General features: G+C 59.4%; 8 protein-coding genes. 7 read left to right on the top strand and 1 reads right to left on the bottom strand.

From position 1 onward, the window contains the following. Positions 1–215 precede the first annotated feature (215 nt). The 7 genes from CLR77_RS08520 (at position 216) to CLR77_RS08490 (ending at position 10,030) form a co-directional block, all read left to right on the top strand. Complete coding sequence (locus CLR77_RS08520; protein WP_097460200.1) at positions 216–2,285, top strand: AGE family epimerase/isomerase; 2,070 nt, start codon at positions 216–218, stop codon at positions 2,283–2,285. A 201-nt stretch (positions 2,286–2,486) separates the two neighbouring features. Continuing rightward, positions 2,487–2,987: a hypothetical protein gene (locus CLR77_RS08515; protein WP_198962716.1), complete on the top strand. Its 501-nt coding sequence runs from the start codon at positions 2,487–2,489 to the stop codon at positions 2,985–2,987. A gap of 2 nt (positions 2,988–2,989) precedes the next feature. Then, positions 2,990–5,896 (top strand): hypothetical protein, encoded by a 2,907-nt coding sequence (locus CLR77_RS08510; RefSeq protein WP_097460199.1) that lies wholly within the window; start codon positions 2,990–2,992, stop codon positions 5,894–5,896. After that, positions 5,886–6,704 carry an FTR1 family iron permease gene (locus CLR77_RS08505; protein ID WP_097460198.1) on the top strand — a complete coding sequence of 273 codons (819 nt, stop codon included), beginning with the start codon at positions 5,886–5,888 and terminating at the stop codon, positions 6,702–6,704. The genes CLR77_RS08510 and CLR77_RS08505 overlap by 11 nt, the downstream gene beginning before the upstream one ends. After that, a complete protein-coding gene (locus tag CLR77_RS08500; protein WP_097460197.1) occupies positions 6,697–8,115 on the top strand; it encodes an FAD-dependent oxidoreductase in 1,419 nt (472 codons plus the stop codon). Before CLR77_RS08505 ends, CLR77_RS08500 begins: the two co-directional genes overlap by 8 nt. Then, positions 8,057–8,698, top strand: coding sequence for a hypothetical protein (locus CLR77_RS08495; RefSeq protein WP_198962715.1), 642 nt, complete (start codon positions 8,057–8,059; stop codon positions 8,696–8,698). Before CLR77_RS08500 ends, CLR77_RS08495 begins: the two co-directional genes overlap by 59 nt. 3 nt (positions 8,699–8,701) lie before the next feature. Beyond that, the gene (locus CLR77_RS08490; protein WP_143269385.1) at positions 8,702–10,030 is read left to right on the top strand and encodes a hypothetical protein; all 1,329 of its coding nucleotides are present in this window, start codon (positions 8,702–8,704) and stop codon (positions 10,028–10,030) included. 609 nt (positions 10,031–10,639) lie between these two features. On the opposite strand, the gene CLR77_RS08485 is transcribed toward CLR77_RS08490, so the two are convergent. Continuing rightward, the gene (locus CLR77_RS08485) at positions 10,640–12,919 is read right to left on the bottom strand and encodes an alkaline phosphatase D family protein (protein ID WP_097460194.1); all 2,280 of its coding nucleotides are present in this window, start codon (positions 12,917–12,919) and stop codon (positions 10,640–10,642) included. Positions 12,920–13,051: the final 132 nt, after the last annotated feature.

Here is a 13,051-nt window from a genome sequence, read left to right as displayed (position 1 = left end):
TCCCCGCCGTACAACTGCAGACCTTTTTCCCCTTTGCCGCGATAACAGACCGCGTTTACCAAAGCCGGTGATGCACTTCTCACGCGAAACCCTTCAACTAAAATGAGAAGTATTATCATTAACAATAAATCCTGTTATGATCCTCTCGATTCTGCCATCGCGGCGGCCGCCACCGGTGACTGTTTGCGGCAACCCACTCAAGTACGAGGATCATTATGCGCCACTCCATTCGCCTCTTTGGGCCCTGGCTGATAGCCCCATGCATTCTCGCTGGCACGGCCAACGTACAGGCGGACGTTCACGTCCGGGTCAAGGACAATACCTTCCACGTCGCTCCCGGCATGCTCGCCTACACCGAATTCGAGCTGTCCGGTGAACCCCTGGCAGAATCACTGGGCCTGGATCTGGACGTACTATCGCCGTCGGCCATCGATAAACCCTACCCCTTCGATTACGCCGCCGGCATCGAGAGCTATGAGTATTCCGAAGAGGCCATGTACGCACTGGATTACCAGTCCCACCTCGGCCCTCACCTGGCCAACGGCCCGCGCAATGCCCATCGGGGCGGTACCTTGGCCGACCTCGGCAAGCGCTTTATCGACCTGAGCCAGGCGGTGGGCTTCTCGCCCGATGAAATCCCGCTCAATATGTACCCGATTTCATTGCCACTGAGCGCCGGTATTCCCCAGTTCGGACAGCCGGTCGATACCCGCATCGTGAATCACGGGGAAGTCACTGTTGAGGAAGCCAATGGCCAGAAGAAAACCCTGACGACAGATATCCCGGCCTACTACCGCGACTTCAAGACCCTGGCGTGGGACCCCAAGGGTATGACCATGAGTCTCGAGCCTGCGGCCATCGGCGGCATGCTGTTGAAAGAAGTCATGTGGTCCCAGGATTTCCTCGGCACCATGCATTCGCGCAAGGACGACCAGGAAGTCGAAGCGACCAGCGCCACCATGGATCAGGGCGACCAGTACGCTCTGGGCGACTCCGCCGTGGACGGCTTCAACGGCGTCGTACTGACCGAACTTTCCCTGGACAAGATGACGCTGATGCAGAACCGCCTGGCTTTCAACGGCAAAACGCTGGGCGCCAAGATCAGCCCTGACTACGACCCGGCCAAGGGTCCCATCTGGTTCCCCCACAGCACCCGCGTGGAGCTGGTGCAGAAGCACGGTTTGAACGCCCTGGGCAAACTGACCGTCGACGACCGCAGCTCTACCCTGCGGGACGAATGGATGTTGCTGTGGCCGCTCGCCGAATATTACGGCTTCAGCGATCAGCGGGCAGCCAACACGCACAAGAAGGCCGCCTTCCAGGCGGTTTTCGACGGCAGCCCCTTTGCAGCGGCACCGAAGGTCAATATCGACAGGAATCCCCACAACGACATTGCCGGAGAGGATGCCTTCTCGCTCGCCAGCAATCTCTCCCACTTGGTATTCCGCAATCTGCAGGCACTGCATTTCAATAAGGCAGCCGGCACCCTGGTGGATCGCTGGAACGGCAAGCCCGGCAACCACATCACTATCTACGACGCGGCCTACGCCCTGGTCGCCCTGGACATCTACCAGCGCGCACAAAATGCCGAGCCGGTCGGCTATGCCAGCGCGGCGGTTGCCAGCACCGTCCTCAAAACCCCAGAAGGCGAAGCGGCCAAGGCCATGATTCGCCGGCAGGCAGATTTCCTGCTCAAGCAGGCACTGGGCGCAAACGGCCTGGCCCACGATGGCCTGACGCTGGACCCCCAGGGCAAGGCGACAGCCGCAAGCCCTGCCGACAAAAAGCAGTCCCTCGGCACCCAGTTCGCCCTGCTTCGCGGCCTGGGCGCGGCCTTTGCCGCTACCGGAGACAGCCGCTACCGACAAGCGGGACGCCAGCTCTACCTGACCATCGAAAAACGGATGTTTGATCCCAGCATCGGTACCTGGGCTGATAAGCCCGGCCAGCCCACGCTGCACACAGCCTGGACCGAAGCAGCCATCAGTGGCGGTCTTCGCACCGCGATGCAGCAGTTGCGCAATGAAGGCCCGGAAAGCAGCCCCGAACTGGAGTTGGCTCAGCTGGCGCAGCGCTATGTCAGTTGGTTCCGCACCGTGATCAACGGCCCTCGTCTGGGCGAAGGCATGCAGCAGGCGGAGTGGCTGGAAGATACCGGTGAAAATATGATTTCCGGCGAAGGTGGGGATACCGATCACGACCACGTACCCCAGATCACCGCCGCTGGCGGGCCTCATGGCACTGCCATGGTCATGGCCGGTAGCGCTGAGGTTTCTGAAAAATAAGTCACTTCCGTGAGCCGGGTCACCCATAAGGATGGCCCGGCTTGGCAGCCACCATCACTTCCATTAAAATGAGAACCAGTTACAAATGAGATTAATGATAAAACGTCAGGTTATCTTATTCTCATTATGTTCGGGTCGGTGACGTTCCTGCGGTTCAGCTCGTCATCCCCCTCTCATTTTCGAACAACCAGCGGTGTCTCCATGACTGCGATGTCCGTCGGCCATGAATCCCTCGATTTGGCGCAACGCTGCAAAGCCCGTTGGCAGGCGCTTGCCTATCGCAACCGTACAGCGGAATGGACCCTCTACGCATTGGCGTTCAGCGGCCTGCCATTGATCGCCGCCTTTTCCGCCGACTGGCAATGGCAACGCTGGGATCTGGTCGGTCATGCGCTGCTGGGAACCTTTGGTTTTATCACGCTGATCTTGCCTTTCTGGTCTTCTCACCGCCGCCTGCTGCTGAGGTCCCGGAAAAGCTTTCTCCGCATGACGGGGCGCATCACCGAAGTCCTGTTGCTGGTGACCGGTGCCTCCGGTTACTACCTGATCCTTTGGGGAAATCGTGGCGGCCCCTTGGGTAATCTCGTTCACCAAGCCCACTTGATTGCATCGTTGGGCCTGACGCTGGTTGTCATGCGACACGCCTGGCGCTGGTCGGTGCTTCAGCCGCTCTGGAAACGTCTCGGATTGGGAGCCCGCTAAGCATGTCGCGTTTACTGCTTGGGCTGGCATTGCTCGCCGTCGCTCATCTCGCCAGCGCTGCTGTCAGCAGCCACTCGCTTATCGCCTCCCCTGACGGGAAATTCCTCTATTCCGCGGATTTCGACAGCGGCTATGTCTCCCGTATCGAGACGGCCAATCCCAAATCGCGGCTCGAAAGACAGGTCGGCAAGGATATCCGTCGCCTGGCGCTGGACAGTACGCACCAATTGCTGGCCGCCACCGACTATCGGGCTGAAGACGTCCTCCTTCTCGACGCCAGGAACCTTAAGGTGAAACACCGCCTGCACCTGCCCAAACGGCCTTTCGGTGTGGTCTATGATGCCCGTAACCGGTTGTTCTGGGTGACCCTGTTTCAGTCGGCCAAGCTGGTCGGCATCAGCGAATCCGGAAAAGTGCTCTACAGCCAGCACACGGCCGATACGCCCCGGGGACTGGCACTGCTCAGTGACGGCCGCTTGCTGATGACCCATTCCATGACCGGCCAGGTCTCGATCTACAACACGCGCAGCCTGCCCCCGACGCTGGAAAAGCGTATTACCCTGAAAACCACCCAGAATCCGGATCAGACGGTATCCCAGGGACTCCCACGCCGACTCGACAATATCGCCGTATCGCCCGACGAACGAGTGGCCTGGTTACCCCACGTCCTGTGGAATTTCGACCACCCTTTTCAATTCCAGTCGACCGTTTTCCCGGCCATCTCCGTGCTGTCCCTGAAAGCGGGTGAGGAACGGGAAATCCCCTCCTGGCGCAAGCAGCTGTTCAAACAGATCAACCTGACCAACACCCGCAACCGTACGTTGATCGTCTCCAACCCGGCCGAAGCCGCCTTCTCGCCGGATGGCAAAAAGGTCTATGTGACGATGGCCGGCAGTGAAGACGTCCTGGTGTTCGACCGCTCACGCAGCATCCATGACCCCGGCAAGGTCGGCCCGAACAGTGACGATCCCGGTGCCAAGGCAGTGCAGTTGGTACGAACGCTGCCGGGCTCCAACCCTCGAGGGCTGGTCATCCAGGGGGATGACATCTACGTGCAGAACGCCATGAGCCTCGACCTGACCAAACTGACCCGTGGCGGCAACTCGCCGTTTGCCCGGGCGAGGGTCACCGTCGCCCAGTGGGTCAAACTGGTGGATAAGGATCCCTTGCCGGCGAAAATCCGTGAAGGCGAACGCATATTCAATGACGCCGACACCAGCAAGCATCCCTCCTACCCCATGGCGGGCGATTCCTGGATGAGCTGCGACAGTTGCCATACGGACGGCTTCAACTTTACCAACCGTTACCTGATGGCCGCAGCGCCACGCAATATCCACGAAAACGCCATTACTGGCCATGCCAGTCTCAAACACATGGTGGGCGGCGACTTTGTCGGCGACTATATCCGCATGATCCAGAATACTCAGGGCGGACTGGGACATGATACCCGCGACCAGGCAAAGCCGGTCGATCCGGATCAGCCGCCGGACAATGTCCGCCGCGACATGGAAGCCCTGCATGCCTATGTCACACGCCCCTTCAACCTGCCGTTTGTCTCAACCTGGCTGCGAGTCGATGGCGTCGATGGTCAAGGTCAGTTCCTGCACCCGCAGTCCTGGCTCAACTCCGCGACCTGTGCCAGTTGCCACAGCGACATTTTCAAACAGTGGGTCGACTCCAATCACCACTATATGGCGGGATCAGACCCCTACTACCGCCTGCTGGAAGACTTGGCCGGTAAAACGGAAGGCGAAGGTTTCAGGGCCTGGTGCCTGGGCTGCCACGACCCCGAGCGCCTGAGCGTCGGCGAAAAACAGCATGGACAGGCCAACCATATGTTCGACAAGGGCGGCCAGTTCCTTCAGCGTGCCGGATTGCATCCGACGACCCTGAACGACGAAGGCGCGTCCTGCCTGTTCTGTCATCGCATCACCCGCCTGGATGACGCTGGCGGCAACGCCAACTTCACCGTCAACCTCAAGGACCGCGCTACCTATCCTGGCGAGGACAGCAACAATGCACTGTTCCGTTGGTTCGGAAAACGACTGATCCAGGCCAAGCCTCAGGCGCACATCGACTCGTACAGTCAGCCGTTCTACAGCAGCTCGCAGTTCTGCGGCTCCTGCCACACCGAGTTTTCACCCGGTCCCGGTGCCCGCATTGTCGGCACCTACGAGGAGTGGGCCAAGTCGTCCTTTAACGCGCCCACCGATCCTGCACGCAATCGGACCTGTATCGACTGTCATATGCATGCGGACATTTCGCGTATCGGCCAACCTGTCCCCGGCTACGCGACCGATGGCGGCAAGCTGAAAAAGAATGTGGTCACGCACCAATTCACCGGCGCCAATTACTTCCTGCCCGGACTCCGCAATCCCCATCAGGCAGAAATGAGCCTGGCTCTGCTGCGAACCGCCGCGAAGCTGGGTCTCAGCCTGGACAGGAATGGTGTCGTGGTACGTGTGACCAACGTTGGCGCCGGCCACAAGTTCCCCACGGGGGTCGCCGACTTCCGGCAGTTCTGGCTCGAAGTGACCGTAACCGATGCCGAGGGCAAGGTCATTCTAGCGAATGGGCAACCGGACGCCGACGGCAAGGTACCCGACGATGCCCGTCAGTTCCGCAAGGTATTCGGTGACAAGGACGGCAAACCGGTCGGCCTCGAATTCTGGCGGTACGCCAGGATGCTGGAAGACACCCGCATCCCCGCCGACAGTTACCGTGACGAACATTACCCGCTTCCGGACCAGGTCCGTTGGCCGATCCATGTGACGGCGAAACTGGACTTCCGCATTTTCCCGGCCTGGGTCACCCGGTTGGTGCAACAGCAGAACCCGACGTTGCCGACGCCCGGCATCAAGACGCTCAATACCATTGAACAGACGTTTGGAGCCCCTCATGCTGACTAGTTTCCTGATTACCTTCCGTGAAGGGTTGGAAGCCTTCCTGCTGGTCGGGATCATCCTGACCCACCTCTCCAAACTCGGCGCCCGGCGCTACTTCCGCTATATCTACCTGGGTGTCGTGCTGGGCCTGCTGTTGTCCTTCGCCGCAGCCGTACTGTTCCAGGTCGTCGTCGACGAGTTCAACCAGGCGCTCTATCGTCAGATCTTCATGGCATCCATCATGCTGTTCGCCGCGGCCGTCCTGACCTATATGGTATTGTGGATGCAGAAGAAATCCGGCAAGAAGGTCGCCAATGTGCACGAGGACCTGTCGCAACTGGTCTCTACCGGCAACTTGATCGGATTGGTCATGCTCACCTTTATTTCCATTGCCCGGGAAGGCTTGGAAACGGTCCTCTTTTTCTCGGCGCTGGCCTATTCAACCACGAGCACCGGCGGCATCGAGGACAACGCCATCGGCGCCATATTGGGGCTGGTGGTTGCCGTTGCGGCTGTCTGGGTATTGTTCCGGTCAACCCGCAAACTCCCGATCAGGCCCCTGTTCCGCTATTCCAGCCTGTTGCTGATCCTGATCGCCGCCGGCTTGCTGGCATCCTCCGTCAACATCCTCCAGTCAGCGGACCTGCTGCCTTTCCTGACCGCTACGGCGTTCAACCTGTCCGGCATCCTGAACGATCAGGGTTCGTTCGGCATGTTCCTCCGCGGCCTGTTCGGCTATAACGCCGAACCTTCGGTGGCGCAGTTCGGTATCTGGCTGCTCTACCTTGCGGTCTTTCTCTCGATCTGGAAGCGTAGCTATCGTCATGCCTGATCTTCGTCATATTGCTATCCTTGGTGGCGGTCCTGCCGGACTGTCCGCCGCCTGGAAACTGGCCGACAACGGCTATCGCGTCACCGTTCTGGAAGCCAACGACTATCTGGGAGGCCTGGCAGCCACCCACAGTTTCGAGGGCAAGGCCGGAACCTACCGCTTCGACTTCGGCGGGCACCGCTTCCTTACCAAGAACCCGGAACTGCTCACGTTCGTCGAAAGCCTGATGGGCGACGACCTGATGCACGCCGAGCGCTCCAGCGTGATCCGCTATCGCGGCCGCACCTACGACTACCCCCTGGCGCTCGGCAACCTCCTGCGCAACGCCCCGCCAGGCCTGCTGCTGGGAGCCGGCATCGATCTTCTGGGCAAGCTGATCAACCCGCCCCGCCTGCGTGAGAGCGACGACGACATCAGTTTTGCGGACTGGATAGAGGCGCGTTTCGGCACCACGCTCTACCGCCACTTTTTCGAAGGCTATACCGGCAAACTGTGGGGCATCGATCCCCGCCAGCTCTCCGGTGACTGGGCAGCCCAGCGCATCAGCCTGATCGATCTGCGCGACGTCGCCCAGCGCCTATTGCGTCGCGCCGATAACACGCCCCGGACCTATGCCCGTCACTACCGTTATCCAAAGCACGGCTTCGGTATGATTTTCGACCGGCTGGCCGCGCTGATCGGCGAACTCGGGGGCGAGGTGCTGACCCGGGCATCGGTGACCGGCCTCCGAGCGGAAGACGGGCAGGTCCGCGCCGTCCGTTTCGATCAGGATGGACAGGCGCGGGACATGGCGGTGGATGCCGTTATCAGCAGCCTGCCGCTGCCGGACATGGTAAAAATGCTGGGCGGCCAATCCAGCCTGGGCTTCAGGGCCTTACGCTTCTTCAATATGCCGCTGGCCGGACCGGATATTTCGCCGCACACCTGGCAATACCTGTCCGACCCGGACATCCTGGCCACCCGCCTGCAGGAGCCGAGGCGTCGCTCGCCGTTTATGACACCCGAGGGCCATACCTCCGCCATGCTGGAAATTCCCTGCCAGGAGAAGGACAACCTTTGGAGGATGTCCGAAACGGAGCTGCAACCCAGGGTTCACGCCGATCTCGAGCGCTTGGGCGTCGCCGCTGGACGGGCCACGGGCGAATACTTTTCATCCTACGCCGCCCATGCCTACCCGCTGATGGCGCTGGGCTATCACCGGGAACGGCAGGCGAACCTCGATTTTCTCGGGCAGTTTCGCAATTTGCAGATGTGCGGACGCCAGGGCACCTTTCGCTATATCTTTACCGATACAGCCATGGAGATGGGCCTGCTCGCCGCCCGCTCCTTACTCGAAGACAAGGACTACCGGCATGACATCTACAATCACCGCAACGAGAAAACCGTCATCGAGGTACAAAGCGTCGCCTAACCGCCAAGTGATGGGATGGCGCAACCTGCTCCTGTGTCTCAGCTTCCTGGGGGGATTGCTGGGCACCACACAGGCTTGGGCCTATTCCTACGCGGCAGCCGGTAAGGAGCCCCTTATCGAGGGGCGGCAGGCACTGCTGACGGCCCTGCAGGCCGGTGCAAAGGCGAAGGCCCAACAGGCCCTGGATGGCATGCAGAAGGAGCTGGGATACTTGCAGCACGATTACCATGTCGATTACGCCAAGCTACTGCAACTGGCTGTGGACAAGGGCGATGCTGATCAGGCGCAAGCACTACTGGACCGGGCCTTTGCGGCAGAAATCCACCGCCGCCTGGTCGGTGCCACGCAGCATTTCGACGACTATCAGGTTGCCAAGGTGCTGGTTTTCAAGGCCAACCGCTTTCTGGAGCTGATCGAGCCCCGGCTCTCAGCCGCCAATCGGCAACAGGCAGAAACCGCCATTCGAGCCTGCGTAAAAGCCATCGGCAACCCCGGCGTGTTCGGCGTCGGTCGCCAGCCAGCTGACCCCAAGGCCTATGACCGCGCCATGAAAACCCTTCTCCAGAGCTTGCCGCAACCCTGATCCGTGACAACACGATACCCATTCCGGGCCACCGTCGTTGCCGTCGCCGTCATGGTGGGCTGCTGGCTGCTCTGGCGCTATCCGGCCCTGCCTGGCTCGGATGACGCGCTCTATTTGGCCAGAGGCGTCACACACTTCGATGTGCTGAGCTTTGCGCCGAACTTCCCTGGCTATCCTGGCCTGATCTGGCTGGCTCGCTTTTTCGCACCCTGGTCGCAAACGCCCTTTCAGGCGCTAATGGCTGTCTCCCTGGTGTTAACGTTGACGTCGGCAATACTGGCCGGAGCCATCTATCGGCGACTGACGGGAGATGAAGAGGGCGCTTTTTTCCTTTCGTTGCTCCTCTTACTGGACCCATTATGGTCTGAGGTGGCCCTGTCTGGCCTCAGCGACGGCCCGGGGCTTTGCCTCCTGCTCGCGGCCTGGCTGGCTGCACTGTATCGACGTCCGGCGCTGGCTGGCGCCCTGTGGGGGCTGGCGTTATGCGTGCGCCCTTCTTACGGGGTTCTGGCGCTGGTATTGGCAGGAGCGATTCTCCACCGAGCCAGCGCCAGACGTTTTGTTATCCCGGCAGCATTGGTCGGCCTAGTCGCCTTGCTCTTCGTGTGGTCAGCCAATGGCGTCGCCTACTTCCTGGAAGGTTGGCGTTTCTTTATCGGACATTTCACCATCTGGGGCGATGCCGTAGGAGAGCGGGGCCAAGGGGTATCCTGGTTCAGTGCATTTTCCAGGGCGGGCGTTTCGGGCCCGCTTTGGGGCTTGATGCTGATCAGCGGCCTTATTGCCACGCCCAGCCTGTATCGACGCCGGCCGGCGATGCGCCCCTGGTTGCTGCTGACAGTCGTGGCGGTGCTCTGGTGCGCGTTGGCACAAAACCCCAGGCACCTCCGGCACCTGATACCGGTGATTGCACTAGGTTGGGGACTATTCATCTCGGCCGGCTTTCAATCGATACGACAACGAGAACGGCGTGCAATCCTCACCCTCCTCGTCACGATACAAGGTATCCACTACGCGTCAGTCAGCCTGAAAGGGTCTACCCTGCCACCCATTCAGCAGGCCATTCGCTGGCTCGGACACCATTCTTCCCCCCCTGCACAACTGGTATCCCATCACGCTCCGGACTTGTTACGTCAACAATTGCCGGGTTACGGCATCATCGACGGTTATTACAGTGGGGATGCCGAGTTGGCGATGCGGGACGGCGCCTTGCGCCTGACCTCGACCAGGCCGCACCCGGAGACGAGCGTCAACCTCTGCACCCACTTCCCTGCCCGGCTGCCTGGAGACACGCCGCTCTGGCTTATCAGGCGCCATAAAGCCTGCCACTGAAACACATCATTACAAAGGGCAACCTAAAAATTACAAAGCGACATCAGTCACCAACAGATACTCACCTGATCACGACAGACATTCTTCCCGCGCCTACCTATAGTTGTAATCGTGGATTTGAGTAGTATCCCCCATGGGTGGAGGAGCTGAGTTGTAACTCCACCCTTTTTTGGGGATCTCAATCCCACCGGGGGTAACAGATTTATCAGGCTTTTCATCTTCTTCAATCTTCCCTTATTACAGCGGATCCAATGGATCCGCTTTTTTTTTGGCTATCGCTTTACCGCGTCACAACCAAGACCTCAGCAGAAGCCTCGCGCAAGACCTACACGCAACATTTTTGCCGTACAGGGTTACGCAAAATGACATTTGCTCACCGTTTAACCACAGATTTCCGGATGCTGCAGCGCTAATCTGACAATGTGGAATTGAGTAGTATCCCAACGGGTGGAGGAGCCGCGTAGTACCTCCACCACCTTTTTTGGGATTTCCACGGGGGTTACGAGATTTCAGGTTTCTCTGAGCTTTGAGGCGAGCTGAGTTGTCCGCCTTTTTTTATACCCATCCTTCCCGCTACGCGCCTCTTACCCCTCTCCCTGGAACACTCTGTCAAAGCTGCGAAAGATAGTTATTCGCAACCTGGAACCGATACGTGAAGATGTTATCGAGCACGGTGCTCGGGCTGTCGTAATACGACACGCCAATCATATCCAGCCCCCCTACCGTCGACTCCAACTGATAGAACGTCACGTTGAAACCGTCTGCATCGGCCTCGACCACATTCAGGCCGTGCTGATCGATGCGAGCCAACTTCACATCGCTGTTCGACTGGGTCAGGATCTGATCACCATTGCTCAACAGCGCGCCAACCAGTTGAATCAGTTCTGCCTTTTTCGTGGCGTCACCGCCCGCCAACATATCCGCAAGCCCACTCACCTGATGCGACAGTAGCCCGTGAAGGGTCTCAGACGTGATCGAGGAACCGGTAAACACCACCCGTCCTTCGCCGTGATCGGATACCCAGGACGAGTGAATGTCGCCGGCGATAGTCACAACACCGTTGGGGCTGTTGTCGGTCGCCATCATCGCGGGGAACAGATCGTTATCGCGGAACGGGGCAAAGCCATCCCACTGGTCCAGATCCAGGTAGAAATCGTTTTGCAGCTGAACCGGCAACTGACTCAGTTGCGAAGCCGGCAGCGTGCTCTTCAAGCCCATCACCATCTTGGTCATCGAAACCGACGATGCCAGGACCCGCCAGGTGGCATTCGATTCGCTGAAGCCCTGGGTCAGCCACTGGAACTGGGTATCCCCATAAGCATTCAAGGCCGATTTATTCGTCTGGTAGACATATGCCGCCAGCGCGTCGAAGGTTGGCTTGACGGTCAGATACCGCGAGCCGAGGTGGGAGAACAAGCCACCCTTGCCCAGCGAATAATAGGAAATACCGTCATGGCCGGCGATGTTGCCGCCAATGTCGGCTTGCAATGCAGAACCCTGCGTCGAAGTCAGGCCGCCTTGAGCCACCACCGCAGAAATCACCGTCAACAGATAGGCAGCAGACAGCTTGCCGGTCAGAACCTCTGCCACCTTAGCGGTCGCTTTGGCACCGGCCTCTGCCGCGGTAAACCCGGCGCCGGCATACTCGCACTGATACATCTGGAGGAAAACAGCCTGCAATGTGCCCTGTGTCGTGGGAGTTAATGTGCCGAGTTCCACATAATCCAAGGCGCCCGACGGGTCGTTCACGCCCGCATTGAAAATCACAGAGCCCGGGAATGCATCTTCGGGAATCACGTGATCCGGCCGGATGGTTCGATAGTCGGTCAGGAACAACTCCACATGCTGACCGAAGCGCATACTGCGGTAAATCGTGGCGGGATTGGAGATGGTGCCCACGCCGGTTGCACTGTCGACACTCCCCTGGGACAGCTCCCCTGCAAGGGTGTCGATCGCCGCAGTGGTATTCGCCACAGCACCGGCCACACTCTCCTGGTCGATCGGCATGTATTCGAAGTAGGCCTGCTCGCAGTTCCGGCGACGCTCGATATCGCCTTCACCCTTCACGCCATCGTAGTAGGTGCCATTGCACTGCCAGCAGTCATCGGAGAATTCATGGTCGTCCCAGATGGCAATCATGGGGAATTTTTCGTGAATCTGCTGCAGCACGCTGTCGCCACGGTAGGTCTTGTAGAGCTGACGGTAGTTGTCCAGGCTGCGGGCTGCATAGTAGGTCTGCCCATTGGACGACATGGCGATAGCACCGGCGGTATCGGTGAAAAGTACCTGGCGATCGGCGCTGGTCGTCTGGAATGAGGGGTTACGGTCCGTCTCGTAGATGTAATCCCCCAGATGCACGACGAAATCCAGGTCATCCATGTCCTGCTCCAGCAGGCGCAGGTACAGGTTGTAGTAACGCCCGTTGTAATCCTGGCAACTGACATAGGCGAACTTGACCTTTCGCTGGCTGTCGAGGGCCGGAGCGGTGCGCGTGCGCCCGACGTTGGAGGCAAGCCCCAGGTAGATGAAACGGTAATAGTAACGGGTATCCGGGGACAGCTGCGTGACCCGCACCTTTGCACAGAAATCATGTTCGGAGGCGACCGTCACCTTCTGGTCGACGATAACCCGCTTGAAGTGTTTATCCGTGGCCACCTGTAAAACCAGTTCCTGCGGAGGGAGGTCCGGGCGGTCAAGCTCGAGCCGGGTCCAAAGCACGACACTGGACGGCCGCGGATCGCCGGAGGCCAACGACTGGGGAAACAGCTTGGCGCGTAATTCCTCGGCTTGCTTGTTGCTTATGGGCAGACAACCGGTCACCTGGGTTAAAGCCACTGCACCTGCAGACACCACAACGGTCTTCAGAAAACGACGACGTGTTAGCGACATGGGATCTCTCCTTGCATATGAAGATTATTGTTATTTCAGACAGCGCCAATGCACCGGCCCTGTGCCCACCGCCCGGCCGGTGGACACACGACAGTTTCCATTTTCAAGTGACAGGCTTACGACCTACCTGTC

Source organism: Mangrovitalea sediminis, assembly GCF_002514725.1.
Taxonomy (GTDB): domain Bacteria; phylum Pseudomonadota; class Gammaproteobacteria; order Pseudomonadales; family Oleiphilaceae; genus Mangrovitalea; species Mangrovitalea sediminis.
This window is presented reverse-complemented; position numbering and strand designations above follow the sequence as displayed.